General features: G+C 41.3%; 15 protein-coding genes and 1 tRNA gene. 7 read left to right on the top strand and 9 right to left on the bottom strand.

Going from position 1 to position 18,622, the window contains the following annotated elements; all coding sequences use genetic code 11:
- The first annotated feature begins 24 nt into the window (after positions 1 to 24).
- Positions 25 to 420, top strand: coding sequence for a VOC family protein (locus ACE1CI_RS19370; RefSeq protein WP_413263151.1), 396 nt, complete (start codon positions 25 to 27; stop codon positions 418 to 420).
- 197 nt (positions 421 to 617) lie between these two features.
- On the opposite strand, the gene ACE1CI_RS19375 is transcribed toward ACE1CI_RS19370, so the two are convergent.
- The 3 genes from ACE1CI_RS19375 to ACE1CI_RS19385 form a co-directional block, all read right to left on the bottom strand.
- A complete protein-coding gene (locus ACE1CI_RS19375; protein ID WP_413263152.1) occupies positions 618 to 1,505 on the bottom strand; it encodes a hypothetical protein in 888 nt (295 codons plus the stop codon).
- 355 nt (positions 1,506 to 1,860) lie between these two features.
- Entirely contained in the window at positions 1,861 to 2,748 is an 888-nt protein-coding gene (locus ACE1CI_RS19380; protein ID WP_413263153.1) for a hypothetical protein, read from the bottom strand.
- 46 nt (positions 2,749 to 2,794) lie between these two features.
- Positions 2,795 to 3,307, bottom strand: a complete 513-nt coding sequence (locus tag ACE1CI_RS19385) for a hypothetical protein (RefSeq protein WP_413263154.1) — start codon at positions 3,305 to 3,307, stop codon at positions 2,795 to 2,797.
- A gap of 274 nt (positions 3,308 to 3,581) precedes the next feature.
- Here ACE1CI_RS19385 and ACE1CI_RS19390 point away from each other — a divergent pair, with 274 nt between their 5' ends.
- Positions 3,582 to 4,562 carry an exopolysaccharide biosynthesis polyprenyl glycosylphosphotransferase gene (locus ACE1CI_RS19390; RefSeq protein WP_413263155.1) on the top strand — a complete coding sequence of 327 codons (981 nt, stop codon included), beginning with the start codon at positions 3,582 to 3,584 and terminating at the stop codon, positions 4,560 to 4,562.
- Between the two features lie 178 nt (positions 4,563 to 4,740).
- On the opposite strand, the gene ACE1CI_RS19395 is transcribed toward ACE1CI_RS19390, so the two are convergent.
- From ACE1CI_RS19395 to ACE1CI_RS19405, 3 genes are all read right to left on the bottom strand, one after another.
- Positions 4,741 to 5,223, bottom strand: a complete 483-nt coding sequence (locus ACE1CI_RS19395; RefSeq protein ID WP_413263156.1) for a universal stress protein — start codon at positions 5,221 to 5,223, stop codon at positions 4,741 to 4,743.
- A 235-nt stretch (positions 5,224 to 5,458) separates the two neighbouring features.
- Positions 5,459 to 7,957, bottom strand: a complete 2,499-nt coding sequence (gene ppsA, locus ACE1CI_RS19400; protein ID WP_413263157.1) for a phosphoenolpyruvate synthase — start codon at positions 7,955 to 7,957, stop codon at positions 5,459 to 5,461.
- Between the two features lie 376 nt (positions 7,958 to 8,333).
- Positions 8,334 to 8,813: a hypothetical protein gene (locus ACE1CI_RS19405; RefSeq protein WP_413263158.1), complete on the bottom strand. Its 480-nt coding sequence runs from the start codon at positions 8,811 to 8,813 to the stop codon at positions 8,334 to 8,336.
- Between the two features lie 129 nt (positions 8,814 to 8,942).
- Between ACE1CI_RS19405 and arsM the strand changes: the two genes are divergently transcribed.
- Together arsM and arsS are read left to right on the top strand one after the other, a co-directional pair.
- Positions 8,943 to 9,911 carry an arsenosugar biosynthesis arsenite methyltransferase ArsM gene (gene arsM, locus ACE1CI_RS19410; protein WP_413263159.1) on the top strand — a complete coding sequence of 323 codons (969 nt, stop codon included), beginning with the start codon at positions 8,943 to 8,945 and terminating at the stop codon, positions 9,909 to 9,911.
- A 172-nt stretch (positions 9,912 to 10,083) separates the two neighbouring features.
- Positions 10,084 to 11,091 (top strand): arsenosugar biosynthesis radical SAM (seleno)protein ArsS, encoded by a 1,008-nt coding sequence (arsS, locus tag ACE1CI_RS19415; protein WP_413263160.1) that lies wholly within the window; start codon positions 10,084 to 10,086, stop codon positions 11,089 to 11,091.
- A 65-nt stretch (positions 11,092 to 11,156) separates the two neighbouring features.
- Here arsS and ACE1CI_RS19420 read toward each other — a convergent pair whose 3' ends face one another.
- Positions 11,157 to 11,651 (bottom strand): GNAT family N-acetyltransferase, encoded by a 495-nt coding sequence (locus ACE1CI_RS19420; protein WP_413263161.1) that lies wholly within the window; start codon positions 11,649 to 11,651, stop codon positions 11,157 to 11,159.
- Positions 11,652 to 11,761: 110 nt separating this feature from the next.
- Between ACE1CI_RS19420 and ACE1CI_RS19425 the strand changes: the two genes are divergently transcribed.
- Positions 11,762 to 11,835, top strand: a tRNA-Asp gene (locus tag ACE1CI_RS19425).
- 356 nt (positions 11,836 to 12,191) lie between these two features.
- Here the strand turns inward: ACE1CI_RS19425 and dtd are convergent.
- The gene (dtd, locus tag ACE1CI_RS19430; RefSeq protein WP_413263167.1) at positions 12,192 to 12,644 is read right to left on the bottom strand and encodes a D-aminoacyl-tRNA deacylase; all 453 of its coding nucleotides are present in this window, start codon (positions 12,642 to 12,644) and stop codon (positions 12,192 to 12,194) included.
- A 92-nt stretch (positions 12,645 to 12,736) separates the two neighbouring features.
- Between dtd and ACE1CI_RS19435 the strand changes: the two genes are divergently transcribed.
- A complete protein-coding gene (locus ACE1CI_RS19435; RefSeq protein WP_413263162.1) occupies positions 12,737 to 15,808 on the top strand; it encodes a PAS domain S-box protein in 3,072 nt (1,023 codons plus the stop codon).
- Between the two features lie 46 nt (positions 15,809 to 15,854).
- On the opposite strand, the gene ACE1CI_RS19440 is transcribed toward ACE1CI_RS19435, so the two are convergent.
- Positions 15,855 to 17,006: a CobW family GTP-binding protein gene (locus tag ACE1CI_RS19440; protein WP_413263168.1), complete on the bottom strand. Its 1,152-nt coding sequence runs from the start codon at positions 17,004 to 17,006 to the stop codon at positions 15,855 to 15,857.
- 134 nt (positions 17,007 to 17,140) lie between these two features.
- Here ACE1CI_RS19440 and cysS point away from each other — a divergent pair, with 134 nt between their 5' ends.
- The gene (gene cysS, locus ACE1CI_RS19445) at positions 17,141 to 18,622 is read left to right on the top strand and encodes a cysteine--tRNA ligase (RefSeq protein ID WP_413263163.1); all 1,482 of its coding nucleotides are present in this window, start codon (positions 17,141 to 17,143) and stop codon (positions 18,620 to 18,622) included.

Genomic DNA, 18,622 nt, shown 5'->3' on the forward strand with positions numbered 1-18,622 from the left:
TGGCAACAACTGGAGGATTTAAGTATGGACGATATTCCCAGTATTATCTCCCATGTCTCGCTCGGAACTAATGATTTTGAGAGAGCGATCGCATTTTACGATAAAGTGCTGGCAACGTTAGGCTGTAAACGGATTATGGAACATCCAGGTGCCATTGCTTATGGAAAGCAGTATCCAGAATTTTGGGTACAAACTCCCATAAACGGTCAACCCGCAAATGTCGGAAATGGTACTCATATTGGCTTTATTGCGCCTACTAAAGAATCAGTTCATGCCTTCTATGAGGCAGCTTTAGCTGCTGGAGGTGTCGATGATGGTGCCCCAGGTTCTAGACCGGAGTATGGTGAACAATACTATGGTTGCTTTGTCCGCGATTTAGATGGTCACAAGATTGAAGCGTCTTATTGGGAAGATATGTAATTCAATAACTTTATCAAGTATTGCGTTCATCTGCGTTTTTTAGAGATTTGGGATTTGCCAAAAGGTTAGGATTTTTACCACAGATATCCACAGATAAACACAGATGAACACAGATAATAATTTAACCACAGATGCACGCAGATAAACGCAGATGTAAAAGCGTTCACCTTTGGGTTATTAACTAAATTTTTCGGCAGTTAATCAGCGGCTTTTTCAATCAAATGTCTTGCTACGCTTTGTGTTCCTGTATGCTGATAATAATTGGTTGCTACGTCTAAAAATGCGGCAACGTAATCTAATTTATCATCGGCAAAATCAATGTATTGTTTTAAGTGACTAACTACATTTTGTGGTGTTAATTGATGGGATTGGACAAAGTTATTCATCCACCCTTGTACGGCAGCGAAATTTTGTTCCATAAATCCCAACTTTTCGGTTGTACTATTTCCGGGAATCATGCCGCTAATACTTTGAAAAATTGGGTTTTGTTGTAAAGTAGCTGAGTTGATATTAGTCAAGTTTGTATGTACTTTTCTCACAAAATCTGGCCCCAAGGGAACTAAAGCATCAACGGAAACTAACGCCGCCATTCGCATTAATGATTGTCCGCTATACTTACTTAAGCCATTGCCAAAAGCCCCAAAGTTAGTAACGGGGATTTGATGAATAGCAGAGAAAGCTAATAATTCAATTACTAATTTTAAACCGAGATCGATGCTTTGAATTACGTCAGATTTGGGAGTTAGTTTATTTAAGAATGAAAGGAAGCTAACTTTTTCACTTAGTTTATTGGCGATCGCCATCGCACCCATCGCACTATCCGCTGTATCCGCAATTTGATACAGCCAAATCGCTCTCTGATAACCTTGTGATGGATCGTTGTATATTTTCAGGGCGCGATCGCGTATTTTCTTAATCTTATCTTTGTCCTTCTTGCCAGTAACCGCCCGAATCATATTATCAAAACCTACAACATTTTCCCACTCCCCAGGCACCACAAAATCTAACCCTTGCAACAAATAAACAGTGGTACTTTTCGTGGGTAAACTATCAACTAACTCATCAATCCCTGTAGTTTGTGGCATAATTTATATCTCATTCAACTCTCTATTTAGACAGCCCAATCTTGGCAAAGGTTCAAATTTTCTCAAGGAACAGGAACTTCAGGAGACAATTAACTCAGCAGGATTAATACCAATTCTCTGTAAAATTGCACTTAATCATTGCCCCTCACTGTGGATGGGGAGGGGTTTGGGGTGGGGAAAATTTAAGCGCATCTTCATAGAGAATTGGTATAAGATACTTATTCGGATTTTTATGCTTTCAGTCCATTTTAATGGACTTGAGCTATTAGCCTGCGAATTGATTCGCAGGCGGGCTACAAACGCAGGTACAAGAAATCAATTAAACAATTTATCCTGTTCCCTGTTCCCTCTCTTCCTAAATTTCCCCAGATGCTCTTTCAATCAAACGATGTGCTAAAGTTTGAATTCCTGTATGTTCGTAATAGTTAGTCGAAACATCTAGGAAAGCAGCAAGGTAATCTAATTTATCATCAGCAACGTCGATAAAGCTGGAGAGATTTTTGGCGACTTTTTGCGGTGTTAAATCATGGGAATTGACAAAACCACTCATCCACCCAGAAACCGAATTAAAGCTTTCAGCAATGAAGTTTTTCTTCCCTTCCGTACTACCTCCGGGAATCAAATCTTTGACGCTATTAAAGCTTTGATTGTTTTGCAATTCTTGGGGACTCATGGTATTAAAACTAGATAGCACTTTTTCGATAAAATCTGGCCCCAAGGGAATTAAACCATCGAAGCAAACTAACGCTGCCATCCGCATTAAAGACTCGCCGCTATAGTCGCCTAATGCTGCTAAAAAGTCGCCAATGCTATCACCAGGAATCCCGTTAATTTGGCAAAAAGCTACTAATTCCACGACTAATTTTACTGCTAAGTCAATGGTTTGTGCTTTTTCAGCTTTCGGGGTGATTTTATCTAAAAAACCCAATAAGGAAATCTTTTCACCCAGTTTATTTGCTAATGCAGCCGTACCCAATAATTTTGAGCCACTGGTAACAGTTTGGTATAGCCATAATGCGGTTTGATATCCTTGGGATTTGTCGTTATATAAAGTAACAGCCCGATCGCCAATTTGTTGAATTATACTCTCGTCTGTTTCCCCTGTCACCGTGCGAATCGTGTTATCAAAACCTACCAGATTTTGCCACTCTCCAGGAATTGCAAAATCTAAGGCACGGAGCGACATTACTGTTAACCCACCTGTGGGGAGTTCATCAACCAACTCGAAAATAGGTTTACTCACAACTACTTCCTTGTTTTACTAGTTTTAATTTGAACTTGACAACAGTTTATTTCAGTGCTGCAATACCACGTAGATTGAATTTTTGCAACCAAGCTTCTCGATCGCTTTGGCTAAAAGATGAATCCCGCGATTGAACTTTTACTTGATAGCGATCGGCAACTAAGACAGCTGTACCATTACTACCAATATTAGCCGCTGGATAACCAGCAATTTTTTTCCCACTACTTTGGAACTTCTCCTTCGCTGAAGGGTTATTCACCGTATCAGAAACGGAAAGCACAGCTACATCTTTCCCATCTTTTTTCAACTTGTATTCTGCAAAACCTTTTTTCTCTTGGGCTGGTACTACTTGATACCCATCACCAGATTTAGGAAAATATTTATTAAACAGTGAGCCTTGGGTAGATACTTTCACTACTGCGGGAGTAGCATTTCTACCCGTACTGGCATTTTGGGCTTGCTCGTAGCGCGAAGGAGCTTGTTTTGCACAGGAAGACACCAACAACAACAAGCCAAGTAAAAATGGAGCCAAAATTTTCTGGATTCTGACAAAATTCATCGCTTTTTACCTAACTATAGGCCGCACGTTCCATATTGTCCCCTATATTTTGGCAAATTGTCATAACTTTTAGTAGAATCAATTTGCCCCTAATTCTGTTAGATACCGACTCAATGCTTATGTAACCATCAATTGTTAAGATATTTTGAAGGAAAATAAAAATTTTTGATAAAGCTTAACGATTTGTCTGGAAAAATTTCCAGATTTTAGGCAAACTAACATTAAAGTCCGCATTTTACTGTTAGTTAACATAGTTACTTAAACCATTGAAATTATGTATTCTGAGGTAATTGTGTTGCAAGAAACTACATTGATTCAAGTACCCCAACGCTTAACTGTGTTAGAAGCGGTGGAATTTAGGAAAACCTGTCAGGAACTGTGTCAAGCAGATACTGTACCAGACAAGATTATTTTCGATTTTAGTGATACTACTTTTATGGATAGTAGTGGTTTAGGTGCCTTAGTTAGCAATTTTAAACTCACAAAAGACAAGGGCATAGAATTACTATTGCGCGACGTGCGTCCGCAAGTTATGGCAGTTTTATCTCTGACTGGACTGAATGAAGTTTTGCCGATCGAGCAAACTGTAAGTACAGAAGCAGAAAAAACTACCGAACAAAGTGAAATTGTACCCCCTCCCACTCATCCTTCTATTTATTCTTGGATTAAACGATCGCTTGATCTTGTAGGGTCAATAGTAGGTTTAATAATTACAGGCATTTTATTTATTCCCATTGCCATTGCGATTAAATTAGACAGTCCCGGCCCAATTTTCTTCGGACAAATCCGCTGTGGTTGGATGGGAAAACGATTCCGAATTTGGAAATTCCGTTCCATGTACATTGATGCAGAAGCACGCAAAGCAGAAGTAGAAAACCAATTGGGTGACAACAAGCTATTCAAAAGTGCCAAAGACCCCCGAATTACTAAGGTAGGTCAGTTTTTACGTCGCACAAGTTTAGATGAATTGCCGCAATTTTGGAACGTCCTGAAAGGCGAGATGAGTTTAGTCGGCACCAGACCACCAACCCCAGATGAAGTGGAACAGTACGAAGTTCCTGAATGGCAGCGTTTAGATGTTAAACCAGGGATGACAGGAGAATGGCAGGTGAGTGGCAGGTCGCAAATTCGCAATTTTGAAGATGTGATCCGTTTGGATTTGAAATATCAAGAAAATTGGAGTCTCATGTACGACCTACAGTTGATTTTCAAAACTATCTTTGTTGTGTTTAACAAAAATAGCGGCGCTTATTAGAGGGCAGGGGAGCAGGGGAGCAGGGGAGCAGGGGAGCAGGGGAGCAGGGGAGCAGGGGAGCAGGGGAGCAGGGGAGCAGGGGAGAGAACTTAAAACTTGGAACTTTTTCCCTAACTCAAAATCTAAAACTTGAAACTATCCTGCTAACTCAAAACTCAAAAATTTCCCTATTCCCTACTTAATTTTGATGTTGTAGGGTAAGTACAGCACAGTGGGAATTATGCAGCACATAGTTACTTACGCTGCCATGAATGGCATCTTTAATGTCATAGCTAGCCCGTCTTCCCATTACTATTAAATCAGCACCCCAAGTTCGAGCTAGGTCGCAAATGTTCCACTTGGGGTCGCCAAAATTTTGCGTCATTTCGGCTTTAATACCCATTGCGATCGCTTGTACCAAATGCGATCGCAACAACTCCAAACTCTGACTTTCAAACTTCTCTCGCTGTTTAAAATAATTACTAATACTATCCTTATGGGTTAGAATTTGAGAGTTTTTACCCACTTGAATGCTGATGTTAGGATAACCTTCCTCGTATGGGCTGACGACGTGCAATAGCATTAATTCCGCATTACTGGTTTTAGCCATAAACAAAGCTGCTGCCAGAATGTGATTGCTCGTTTCCAATGAATCCATTGCCACTAGAATTTTTTTAAACATAACTTTCGCAGGGTTTGACGGGTTTTTTAGGGCAGAGGTTTTTTACCGAATTCAAGCATAAGGCAAAAATTAAATATTCAAGGATAAAAGAAAAGATTGTTGACTTTTGTAAGAGTAACGATCGATTGCTTTGTCTTATATCCTTAATAAGAAATGCTCTAGCAGAAATACCCACTAGAGCAATGCCTTTGTAGAGACTGTAGAGACGCAAATCTCTATAACCAAACTTTAGTTATTAGTTGCCACTTTCCATTTTGGCGATGTCGAGCAGGGTCTTGATTACTGAGTCGGGGTTCAAGCTGATCGAATCAATACCTTGTTCCACCAAGAAGCGGGCAAACTCTGGATAGTCAGAAGGTGCTTGACCACAAATACCAATCTTGCGATCGTTCTTCTTGGCTTTTTCAATCACCAACCGCACCATTTCTTTAACGCCTGGGTTGCGTTCGTCGAAGATGTGAGCAACTAAAGCGGAGTCACGGTCTAATCCCAATGTTAACTGAGTTAGGTCGTTAGAACCGATCGAGAAGCCATCAAACACTTGGCTAAACTCGTCTGCCATGATCACGTTATTCGGAATTTCGCACATCACGTAGACTTGCAAGCCGTTTTCGCCACGTTTCAAGCCATATTTTTCCATTTCCGCCAATACTTTGCGTCCTTCATCAGGAGTGCGGCAGAACGGAATCATCGGAATCACGTTGGTTAGACCCATTTCGTCGCGTACCCGTTTCAGGGCGATACATTCCAAGCCGTATGCTTCGCGATAATTTGGATCGTAGTAACGAGAAGCACCGCGCCAACCGATCATCGGGTTTTCTTCTTTGGGCTCGAATTCTCGTCCACCAAGCAAGTTAGCATATTCATTGCTCTTGAAGTCGGACATCCGCAGCACCACAGGTTTCGGATAGAATGCAGCCGCAATCATACCGATACCATGAGCTAGTTTGTCTACGAAGAAGTCAGCTTTATTTTCGTAGAGAGCGGTCAATTGTTGAATTTCCCACTTCGCTGCTTTATCTTCTAATTCGTCAAACTTCAACAATGCCAATGGGTGACATTTAATGTGGTTGGCGATAATGAATTCTAAGCGAGCTAGACCAACACCGTCGCAAGGAATCGAGGATAAACCAAAAGCTTCTTCAGGATTACCAACGTTCATCAAAATCTTGGTCTTGATTTGTGGTAGGTTATCCAGTTGGGTTTCGATGACTTCAAAAGGTACTAAACCTTCGTAAACCCGTCCTTCTTCACCTTCTGCACAAGATACGGTTACTTCTTGACCAGATTTGAGCAAACCAGTAGCATTGCCGCAACCGACGATCGCCGGAATACCCATTTCACGAGCGATAATCGCTGCGTGGCAAGTGCGTCCACCTTGGTTGGTAACGATCGCACTAGCTTTCTTCATGATAGGTTCCCAATCCGGGTCTGTCTTGTTGGTAACTAAGACTTGACCAGCTTGGAATTCATCAATCTTATGCACGTCGAGAATTACATTAGCCTTACCTTGACCAATCATTTCACCAACTGCACGTCCGGTAGTCAATACATTACCTGTGCCATTCAGTTTGAAGTTACGCAGGACGCTACCAGATTTTTGTGATTGAACCGTTTCTGGACGAGCTTGAACAATATAAAGTTGTCCGTTTAAACCATCTTTTGCCCATTCAATGTCCATCGGTGTATAAGTACCGCGAACTGCTGAATAGTGGTCTTCAATTATGCAAGCCCATTTACCCAATGTGAGAATTTCGTCATCATTCAGAGCATATTTAACTCTTTCTGATTGAGCAACTGAGACGTTTTTCGTCAGTTTAGTACCGCCGACATCGTAGATCATTTTGATCTCTTTAGTACCAAGACGTTTTTCCAAAATTGGACGATATCCGTCTTTTAATGTCGGTTTGAAAACGAAATATTCGTCTGGGTTTACGGCACCTTGAACTACGTTTTCACCTAAACCATAAGCGGCTGTAACTAAAGCTGCATTCTTGAATCCGGTTTCGGTGTCAATGGAGAACATAACACCAGAAGAAGCTAAGTCAGAACGCACCATCTTTTGTACGCCTACTGACAATGCAACTTCAAAATGATCGAAGCCTTTAATAGTACGATAAGAAATAGCCCGATCGGTAAAGATAGAAGCAAAACATCTATGGCAAGCTTCTAAAACCGATCTCACTCCATGTACGTTCAAATAAGTTTCTTGTTGACCTGCAAAACTAGCATCTGGCAAGTCTTCAGCAGTCGCAGATGAACGAACAGCAACGTCTACGTCTTGACTTTGGGATTCGCACTGTTCTTTTGCTTTGCCTTCAAATCGATCGCATATATCTTTATTGTAACCGTAGCGTTCGCATAGTTTTTGATATGCTGATGCGATCGCAGCTTGTAAATCTGGAGGGAATGGTGTGTCGAGGATTAAAGCCCGTGCTTGTTTGCCACGTTCTCTTAAATTATTAACATCCTCAACATCTAAATCAGAGAAAATTTGCCGTAGCTTTTCTTCTAGTCCAGCGCCTTTAATAAAGTACCGATAAGCATACGCAGTAGTCGCAAAACCCGTCGGAACATTTATTCCTTTGGGAGTCAATTCTTGAATCATTTCTCCTAGTGAGGCATTCTTTCCACCAACTAAGGGAATATCAGCAATTCCTACTTCTTCAAACCACAGAACTAACGCTTTGTCTTTAGACTCTGGAGATGTTTTTTGTTGTAGAGCAGTAACCATAATTCATTTCCTTCGCGCTCCTTAATTATCAGGATAAACATCACTTTCTCGTTTTCAACCAAATGCAGAAATTCTTTAGAATCTTCTCCCGTTACCTACTTTTTTACCCCTTGACTACCTAAAGGAAAAAAATTATTTTTTTCTGGTTTTCAACCTTGTTACTCCCAAAAAACCTACTATACATAACTTCATAAAAAATCGGAATTGCTTTGGGAATTGTTAACTTATCATTGAGACTGCACTGGGATACGTATTGAATTATCTCTATCTACAATCTACAAACTCCAGATCTCCAGATCCCCGACTTCGCAAAAGAAGTCGGGGATCTGAACAGCACTACCCGCTACCTACTACCTACTACCAGCGTGGGACAGATTCATGGTTGAGTGCCCACATTATTTTGAGAACCCCCGCTAAATTGGAAAGTTAAAGGCATACCATCCACACGACCGTTGCCGGAAATCGAGTTGATAGAATGAAATCCGCCGTAAGAAACGGTCACTTCCCCCGAAGCATCAGCATTACCAGAGTTAGTCAGTGCAATGGTTAAAGTATTTTCACTTCGGGAAATTAACTGACCACCAAACCGTAGCGTTCCAGTACCATCTGCATAAGTTAAGCCTAAATCAACAGTTCCTATTGGTCGAACTATCACTGATGCACCTTCAATAGGTCTAGTACCACGCCTACCAATATTTAGTGTTCCCCTACCCTGCTCAATCAAATTCAGCGCCGATCTCTGTGCTACAACAGGAAAAGATTGCGAAACAGGGATAGCCGCTTGGTTGACCTGCACTCCCAGCCAAGGAAAAACTAAACTAGTCAAAAAAATTACCGCTTTCGGAAACTTACTCATTATCCTACTTCTCCCCATGATTTAACTCTCAGCAAAAGCAATTATAATAACAATCAAGTTCATGACTAATTTGCCATATTAAAGTTTTAAATTCTACAGTTATAAATGTTCTCTCGGTTTTGACAAAAAATGAGCTATTTAGAAACGACCGCAAAATTTTACACTGAAGTAGCAGAACAACCACAAGTCGGTCTATGTTGCGTGCAAAGTACTCCCCTGCAATTTCCCGGATTAAAAATTCCCAAGCAAATGCAGGAAATGAACTATGGTTGTGGTACTACCGTTCATCCCACAGAATTAGCAGGTGAACCAACTGTACTTTATGTAGGTGTTGGTGGCGGTTTAGAAGCTTTACAATTTGCTTATTTTTGTCGTCGTCCCGGTGCAGTAATTGCCGTCGATCCTGTAGAAGCAATGCGGCAAGCAGCGACTCGAAATTTGGATATGGCGGCTTCAATAAATCCCTGGTTTGATGTTAGTTTTGTCGAAATTCGTACAGGTGATGCTTTTACTCTTCCGGTTGCCGATGCTTCTGTAGATGTAGTAGCGCAAAATTGTCTGTTTAATATTTTTGAACCAGCCGATCTAACTAAAGCTCTCCAAGAAGCTTATCGGGTTTTAAAACCTGGTGGACGTTTAATTATGAGTGACCCGATCGCTACAAGTCCAATTCCCGAACATTTGCGGCAAGACGATCGTTTACGAGCTATGTGTTTGTCCGGTGCGTTAACTTATGAAGAGTATACGCAACACTTAGTTGAAGTAGGATTTGGACAAGTGGAAATTCGTGCCAAACGTCCCTACCGAGTTTTAGATTGTCAAAGTTATAATCTCCCAGAACCGTTACTTTTAGAAAGTCTGGATTCGGTAGCTTTTAAAGTGTTAATGCCTGAAGATGGTGCTTGCATTTTTACAGGGAAAACAGCAATTTATGTGGGTGCAGAAGAGTTTTTTGATGACTCGGCTGGACATTTATTACAACGTGGCGTACCCGCAGCAGTTTGTGATAAAACTGCTAGGAAGTTGGGTTCATTACCGGGTAAGGAAATTTTAATTACTGATTCCACTTGGCATTACACTGGTGGCGGTTGTTGTTAGTTATTCTCGCAGGGATAGGTTAAAGGAATTACCTAAAGTTTTCCCTGCGGAACGGTGCGTTACGTTATCACTAACGCACCCTACCTAAGTTACTAGTTGGGGTAAGAGCGAAGACAGCGCAACAACGTACATAATTTTGGCTTCAATTTGGACAATTTTTTGGGAAATAACAATGCTTCAGTCAAGTTCGGAAAAGTTAGTTGTGACAAATTTCAGGAAAAAGCTAACTGCGCCATTAACTAAAAATCAAATTAGCGTTTTACAAATTAATTTAGGTAAGCGCTGTAACTTAGCTTGCAGTCATTGTCATGTGGAAGCTGGGCCAAAACGCACTGAAGAACTTTCTCCAGAAATTTGTGAACAATTAATTGAGTTAATTTATAAGTTTCCCCAAATTAAGATTGTTGATTTAACTGGCGGTGCGCCGGAAATGAATTATGGTTTTAAGCCATTGGTGGCGGCGGCTAAAGCAACAGGGAAACAAGTAATGGTGAGGTCTAATCTCACTATTTATTTTGTCGATGGTTTTACCGATATTCCTGAATATTGCGCCCAAAATCAACTGAGAATAGTTGCTTCTTTACCTTGCTATTTACAAGATAATGTGGATAAAATGCGCGGTAAAGGTGTTTATGATGCTTCAATTCAAGCGCTGCAATGGTTGAACAAATTGGGTTATGGTAAAGACCCGAATTTAATTCTGGATTTGGTGTATAATCCGCAAATTCCTAGTACAGAAAAGTTTTCATTGACTCCCAACCAAGATAAGTTAGAAAAAGATTACAAAATGTTCTTGCAAGAACATTTTGAAATTTGTTTTAATAACCTGTTCGCGATTACTAATTTACCGATCGGCAGAACCAAGCAACATTTAGAACGGCAAAAGCTTTATACTCCCTATCTACATTTCTTGGAGTCAAATTTTAATGCTGGTACGATCGCGCATCTAATGTGCCGAGATGAGTTATCGATCGACTATTTAGGTAACGTTTATGACTGTGACTTTAACCAAATGGAAAACTTACCAGCAAAAACTCCCGATGGCGAAACCTTGACAGTGGCGAAGTTATTAGCAGCGGGAAGTTTAGATTTAATTGAACAAGTGCAGACAGCAAATTATTGTTATGGTTGTACAGCTGGTTGTGGTTCCAGTTGCGGTGGCGCTTTAGTCGAAACATAATTTAGATCAAAGGAGATGTAGAGACGTTTCATGAAACGTCTCTACCAGAGTTATGGGTAACGTAACTAAGTTAGCCGTAAACCTACAATTACCAAGTCTCGTTCTATGCCATCAAGTTCCCCAACACCGGGAAGATAACCCCATTGTTGGAAACCCATTTTCTCGAATAAGCGCAAACTTGGCTGATTATGAGCAAAAATGTAGCCGATTAAAGTTTTAATTCCCAGTGCTGGACTTTTTGCGATCGCAGTTTTTAACAGGAAACCTCCCACACCACAGCCGCGATGATTTGCCGAAATATAAATACTCAACTCAGCCGTGTGTCGGTAAGCAGGTCGGTTATAACAAAAGGGTTGGAAACTCAGCCAGCCAACTATTACCCCATCTATTTCTGCTACCCACACAGGTCTACTGTTTGGCGTATGTTCCCGAAACCAAGTTAGACGACTTTCCACCGTCACAGGCTGAACATCCCCAGCAGCAATCCTTGCGGGAATTGAAGCATTGTATATTTCTACTATTATTGACAGGTCAGACTCAATGGCATCCCGTAGATTCATAGGAATTTAGAAAAAATCACTAAAAAACATTTGACAAATTCTAAAACAGTTGGCACAATAGAGATCGCGTCGAAAGAGACAACGACAGCGAAAAAAACGAAAAACACCGAGGGACTGTAGTTCAATTGGTTAGAGCACCGCCCTGTCACGGCGGAAGTTGCGGGTTCGAGCCCCGTCAGTCCCGTTCCTAACATCTAAAATACCCTATACCGTAGGGTGCGTTAGCGCAGCGTAACGCACCATTTCCGCCGTGTCATACCAAATCCGGGTTATTTACCCCCGATATCTTCTCCCTCTTTCCTCTGTGTCCTCTGTGCCTCTGCGGTTCATTATAAAGAGGGTATTTAACCCGGATTTAGTATCAGTGTCAGCAGGCGACTGAAGTCGCGGCTACACAAACTTTCGTCAAGACTTACGCCATTGTCACAATAACTGGTTGGTGCGTGACGCTACAAGTCTCATGGCTTGGTGCTGTGCTAATAATCTTGCAACGTCACACACCCTACAGCTACAGCTACACTACATGAGTTGTGAATTTGTCTAACCACTTTCCTTTTCTAGTAACAAAGTTACAGGGCCGTCATTGACTATTAAAACATTCATCATTGCCCCAAATATTCCAGTTTCTACTTTAAGTCCGCTTTGGCGTAACTTTTGGACAAAGCGATCGTACAATTCTTTTGCTGGTTGAGGTGCTGCTGATTTATCGAAAGAAGGACGGCGACCTTTGCGACAATCACCATACAAAGTAAATTGACTAATTACCAAAATTTCCCCGTTAATTTCTTGGACGGATTTCGAGAAGCGATCGCCATTTTCCTCATCAGTAAAAATGCGTAATTCCAAACACTTCCGCACCATCCAATCTAATTCCGTTTCCGTATCATTACTGGAAATTCCTACTAACAAATTTAGTCCTCGCCCAATTTTACCGACAACTTTGCCTTCAACTTCCACTTGAGAAGATTTAACTCTCTGAATCACTACTCGCATAATCTCAATTGAATAAGTAAGAAAGTGCTTGGCAATTTTAGCTAGGGTGAGGCAAAATGTAAACATTAAATAATACTAATAATTAACCTTGAATGTCATCCTATATAACATATAAATTTGGCTTAAATCAATCCATTCAGGAAGAATATCCAGACCAAGAATCTCTAAAAGATCGTCAATTGCAGATAATTTTTGAGACGGCACTGGATGGAATGGCGATCGCAGATGACCAAGGCCGTTATCTAGATGTTAACCCCGCTGCTTGTGAATTATTTGGCTTAGACAGAGATAAATTACTGGGACGCTACATTTGGGAGTTTGTCGAACCGGAGTTTGATTTCCAAATAACATGGGAAAAATTACCACAACAGGAAAAAGTGCAAGGCGAGATCCGCTTCCGAAGGCTTGATGGGGAGATCCGCATCGTAGAATATGCCGCAACAGCAAACTTTTCGCCCCATTGCCATCTATCAGTAATGCGAGACATTACACGACGCAAACAAGCAGAGGCACAAGTCGAGAAACTTACCCAGGAACTCGCACAAGCCCAAGCTCAACTACAGGAAGCAGGCATTGAACCTGTAAACAAAGATACGCCCCTACAGAGTTATCGCCTCAAGCAACTTGCCCAACATATTCCCGGCGTGATTTATCAGTTTCGGATGCGCCCTGATGGGACTTGCCACTTTCCCTACGCCAGCGAGGGGGTGCGAGAAATTCATAACGTTTCTCCAGAAGAATTACTGGAGGATGCTTCCAAGGTTTTTGCGGTTGTTCATCCTGAAGACCTCGATCGCGTTCATCAATCCATCCAGAAATCAGCCTCAGAGCTTAGTCCTTGGTTTTGTGAATATCGAGTTTGTTTACCTGATGGGCGGATACTGTGGTTATTTGGTCATTCTACACCCCAGCGAGAACGAGATGGCAGTATCCTTTGGCACGGCTACATCCGGGATATTAGCGATCGCAAACAAGCGGAAGCCGAACTCAAGGAAGTATCTGAGCGTTTGTCATTCGCACTCAAATCGGGGAAAATGGGCTGCTGGGAATGGGACATTGTAGAGAACACCTTAGTTTGGGACGATCGAATGTACGAGCTATATGGTGTCACCAAGGAGTCTGATAGTAGATTAGCTTATGATATTTGGGCAACCGGGCTCCATCCTGACGATCGAGAAGCTACCGAAGTTATTATTCGCCAAGCAGTGTTAGGGCAAGCAGAATACGATCCTGAATTTCGGGTAGTTCATCCTGATGGCAGCGTCCATTTTATTAAAGCATTTGGTTTAGTTCGACGGGATGCTCAAGGGAATGCTCAAAAAATGATTGGGCTTAACTTTGATATTAGCGATCGCAAACAAACGGAAATTTTGCTTAAACAAAGCCAAAAGCGCTATCAAACTCTAGCCGAAGCCTCACCCATTGGTGTCTTTTTAACTGATGCTAAGGGAGATTGTTTGTATGTCAATCAAACTTGGTTGCAAATAACTGGATTAAGTCAAGAAAAAGCTCTAGGCCCAAATTGGTCTATAACGCTTCATCCTGAAGATAGAGAGCAGGTTTTTCGCGAATGGTATGAAAGTGCATTAAACAAAAAACAATTTGAATCTGAGTATCGTTTCTTGCGTCCTGACGGTAGTGTTACTTGGGTTATTGGTCAAGCCTTAGCTTTGATTGATAATCAAGGTGAAATAGAAGGATATGTTGGCACTATAACTGATATTACCGATCGCAAACGTCAAGAACAAGCTCTCCGCTTAATTGTGGAAGGTACAGCCGCCAAAACAGGCGAAGCATTCTTTAAAAGTTGCGTCCAATATCTCGCCCAAGTATTAGAAGTGCGTTACGCTTTTATAGCCGAATTTGTGGACTCAGAAAAATTAATTGCTAAAACTCTAGCATTTTGGGCAGGAGACGGCTTTGGCGATAATTTTACTTACAATTTAGTCGGTGCTCCCTGTGAGCAGGTTAACAGTCAAAATGACCTCTGCATATATCCTCATTCCCTGCAATCCCTATTTCCTGAAAATGATGATTTAGTCGCCCTACAAGCCGAAAGTTATGCAGGTGTGCCGATTATTGATGCTAATGGTAATAGTTTGGGATTCCTCGCAGTTTTAGACACTAAACCGATGGTAGAAGAGATTACAATCCAGTCAGCCATCTTAAGAATTTTTGCTACTCGTGCGGGTGCAGAAATAGAGCGGATAGAGGCGGAAGCAGTACGACGATCGGAAATTAAACTGCGACAAAAAACTGAAGAATTAGAAGCAACCCTTAAACAGTTGCAAGCTACCCAACTGCAATTAATTCAAGCCGAAAAAATGTCAAGTTTGGGGCAATTAGTAGCTGGTATTGCCCATGAAATTAATAATCCCGTGAACTTTATTTATGGCAATATTCAAACTGCTACTGATTATGCTACAAACTTAGTTAATCTAATTCAACTTTACCAAGAGCATTATCCTAGTCCGCTGCCAGCGATTGCTGATTTTACAGAAAATATCGATTTTGAATATGTAGCTAGTGATTTTCCTAAGTTACTGACATCCGTAAAAAATGGAGCTACACGCATTAGAGATATTGTTAAATCTCTACGGACATTTTCGCGCCTAGATGAAGCCGATTTGAAAGAAATAGATATTCACGAAAATATTGAGAGTACCTTAGTAATTTTACAAAATCGGTTGAACGGTCGGGCGGGAAATCCAGAAATTCATGTGCATAAAAATTATGGTAAATTGCCCCTGATTGAATGTTATGGTGGTTTATTAAATCAGGTATTTATGAATTTGTTAGTCAATGCGATCGATGCGATCGAACAACAACGAGAAAGCTTAGAACCTACAGAAAAATTAGATTATCAAGGTCAGATTACGATTACAACTTCTATAACTTCCGAAAATCAAGTTTTCATCTCCATTCAAGATAATGGTGCTGGGATGAGTCCCCAAGTTCAAGAAAAGATATTTAATCCCTTTTTTACAACTAAAGCTGTAGGGAAAGGTACGGGAATGGGACTAGCAATTAGCTATCAAATTGTCACGAAGAATCATCAGGGTGATTTGCAGTGTTTTTCTAGACTAGGACAAGGAACAGAGTTTAGGATGGAGTTACCGATTTGCGATGTTAGATCCCCTTCTTTTAGATCCCCGACTTCTTGAAGAAGTCGGGGATCTAAAACTAGAGCGCTAAAGCGCAACAACATACTTATTTACCGAATCCTTTACCGCGATTTGTGGTAGGAATGCAGACACATTTTTCCAATTGCGCTTTCAAAGTCTCATGGTCTAAATTTTGTCCAATCAACACTAATTGATTTTTGGGATTACCTTTCCAATCTTCATCATCCATTGTGAAACGCTTACCGCATAAGTGGAAAATATGCCGTCTGGGACTTTCATCAAACCAAAGAATTCCCTTAGCGCGGAATACCGTATCTGGCAATTGATTGTCTAAGAAAAATTGGAACTTTCTAATTGACAAAGGTCGATCGCTAGCAAAAGAAATTGAAGTAAAACCATCATTTTCTAAGTGATCCGAGTGATGATGGTGGTGTTCATGATGGTGATGCTCGTGGTCATGATCGTGATGATCGTGGGTGCAATGACCATGATCGTGATCGCAATTAGAATGGTCATGATCGTGAGCATGATCGTGGTGATGATGATGTTCGTGTTCGTGGGTTGAATCCTCAGTTTCAAAATATTTATCCGATTCAAATAAACCCACACTGAGAATTAAAGCAAGTGGAACTTGTGAGTTCGTAGTTCGCAGAATTCTTGCGCCTTGTTTAATATCGCGAATCTTCACTTCCAGCAGATCTAAATCTGCTTCATCCACCAAATCAGCCTTATTTAATAAAATCACATCGCCATAAGCAATTTGATTGTAAGCAGCTTGGGAATTAAACAAATCCAAACTGTAATTCGCTGCATCTACGACCGTAATAATCGAATCCAAGCGAGTTAAATCGCGTAATTCAGTTCCGAGAAAGGTCAAAGCTACAGGTAGAGGATCTGCCAATCCCGTAGTTTCCACTACTAAATAATCTACCTTGTCTCCCCGTTCCAAAACTTTGTAAACGGCATTAACCAAATCATTATTAATCGTGCAGCAGATACAACCGTTACTTAACTCCACCATGTCTTCGCCAGTGGAGATAATTAACTCATTGTCAATGCCAACTTCGCCAAACTCATTGACGAGAACTGCTGTTTTTAAACCCTGTTGATTGGTCAAAATGTGATTGAGGAGAGTAGTCTTGCCACTACCGAGAAAACCAGTAATAATTGTGACTGGTAAACCTTGTTTTGGCGCATCCATTGCGATCGATTGGTCAGAAGAAGCTGCTGTTTGCATAGCCAAAGTTTCAAAAACGTCGGAAAATGGGAGTGTAACAGAATAGTGCCGAAGCACTAGCATCAGGATGCTCGTTGGCATCCCACACCTTTATTCCCTATTATTGCCGATCTATCCTTCTCTTGAAATTTGTTATGACCCTAACGCTTTACAACACCCTCACTCGTCGAAAAGAAACCTTTACACCCTTGGAACCGGGAAAGGTGAAAATGTACTGCTGCGGCGTGACGGTGTATGACTATTGCCATTTGGGTCATGCGCGTTCCTACATTGTCTGGGATATGGTGCGTCGCTATTTGCTTTGGCGCGGATACCAAGTTCGCTACGTGCAGAATTTTACGGATATTGACGATAAAATCCTCAATAAAGCACGGCAAGAAGGCTCATCAATGGAAGCCGTAGCCGAAAAATACATCCAAACTTATTTTGAAGATATGGATCGGCTAAATATCATGAAAGCCGATGAATATCCCCGCGCTACTCATACTTTAGATGGAATTAAGCGATTAATTCACGAATTGGAACATAAAGGTTTTGCTTATCCCGCTGCTGGCGATGTTTATTACACTGTGGGGAATTTTTCTGATTATGGCAAACTTTCCGGTCGCCATTTGGCAGATATGCAAGCGGGGGCGAGTGGTAGAGTGGAAGTAGAAGACCCGGAAGCGGCGAAGAAAAAAAACCCCTTTGATTTTGCGTTGTGGAAAGCGGCGAAACCGGGAGAACCTGCTTGGGAGTCGCCTTGGGGTGCAGGTCGTCCGGGATGGCACATCGAATGTTCGGCGATGGTGCGTCAATGCTTGGGGGAAACTATTGATATTCATGTGGGTGGTGCTGATTTAGTTTTTCCCCATCATGAAAATGAAATTGCTCAGTCGGAAGCTGTAACAGGTAAGAGTTTAGCAAATTACTGGTTACACAATGGCATGGTGAATGTTGATGGTGAAAAAATGTCGAAATCTTTGGGCAATTTCACAACTATTCGCCAGTTATTAGATGCGCCAAATGCACCAGAACCAATGGCAGTAAGGTTGTTTGTAATGCAAGCAAATTACCGGAAACCGATCGATTTTACAGCTGAATCAATGGCATCTGCCCAAAATAGTTGGAATACTCTAAAAGAAGGTTTGCTTTTCGGTTACGAATACGGCAAACAATTAGGTTGGGATGTAGGACAGGCATCTTGCCTGTCATCCTCTGTGTCATCCTCAAACCCCAACCCCTACGAACAACGTTTTCAAGAAGCAATGGACGATGATTTTAATTCTCCTGCTGCTTTAGCGGTTTTGTTTGAAATTGCTAAAGAATTAGGGAAGGAAGGTAATATCTTAGTCCATGAAGGTAAAACGAAAACTGCGCCTAGTGAGTTAGAAACACAATGGAAAACTCTGGTTAATTTGGCGAATGTTTTGGGTTTGGAAGTGAAACCTGAGACAGAAATAAAGGAATCTAATGATGGTTTGAGTGATGCGGAAATTGAGGATTTAATTCAACAGCGACAGGCGGCGCGAAAGGCGAAGAATTTTGCGGAAGGCGATCGCATTCGTGACCAATTAAAAGCTGCGGGAATTACTTTAATTGACACAGCAGAAGGTACTCGTTGGCATCGCAATTGA

This window comes from Floridaenema flaviceps BLCC-F50, assembly GCF_041929275.2.
Classification (GTDB): domain Bacteria; phylum Cyanobacteriota; class Cyanobacteriia; order Cyanobacteriales; family Aerosakkonemataceae; genus Floridanema; species Floridanema flaviceps.

Coding starts and splice junctions, on each gene's coding strand:
- ACE1CI_RS19385 (WP_413263154.1), bottom strand. CDS start 3,307: ATGAATTTTGTCAGAATCCAGAAAATTTTGGCTCCATTTTTACTTGGC.
- ACE1CI_RS19435 (WP_413263162.1), top strand. CDS start 12,737: ATGTCATCCTATATAACATATAAATTTGGCTTAAATCAATCCATTCAG.
- ACE1CI_RS19440 (WP_413263168.1), bottom strand. CDS start 17,006: ATGCAAACAGCAGCTTCTTCTGACCAATCGATCGCAATGGATGCGCCA.
- ACE1CI_RS19395 (WP_413263156.1), bottom strand. CDS start 5,223: ATGTTTAAAAAAATTCTAGTGGCAATGGATTCATTGGAAACGAGCAAT.
- ACE1CI_RS19375 (WP_413263152.1), bottom strand. CDS start 1,505: ATGCCACAAACTACAGGGATTGATGAGTTAGTTGATAGTTTACCCACG.
- ACE1CI_RS19405 (WP_413263158.1), bottom strand. CDS start 8,813: ATGAGTAAGTTTCCGAAAGCGGTAATTTTTTTGACTAGTTTAGTTTTT.
- arsS (WP_413263160.1), top strand. CDS start 10,084: ATGCTTCAGTCAAGTTCGGAAAAGTTAGTTGTGACAAATTTCAGGAAA.
- cysS (WP_413263163.1), top strand. CDS start 17,141: ATGACCCTAACGCTTTACAACACCCTCACTCGTCGAAAAGAAACCTTT.
- ppsA (WP_413263157.1), bottom strand. CDS start 7,957: ATGGTTACTGCTCTACAACAAAAAACATCTCCAGAGTCTAAAGACAAA.
- ACE1CI_RS19370 (WP_413263151.1), top strand. CDS start 25: ATGGACGATATTCCCAGTATTATCTCCCATGTCTCGCTCGGAACTAAT.
- dtd (WP_413263167.1), bottom strand. CDS start 12,644: ATGCGAGTAGTGATTCAGAGAGTTAAATCTTCTCAAGTGGAAGTTGAA.
- ACE1CI_RS19420 (WP_413263161.1), bottom strand. CDS start 11,651: ATGAATCTACGGGATGCCATTGAGTCTGACCTGTCAATAATAGTAGAA.
- ACE1CI_RS19390 (WP_413263155.1), top strand. CDS start 3,582: ATGTATTCTGAGGTAATTGTGTTGCAAGAAACTACATTGATTCAAGTA.
- arsM (WP_413263159.1), top strand. CDS start 8,943: ATGAGCTATTTAGAAACGACCGCAAAATTTTACACTGAAGTAGCAGAA.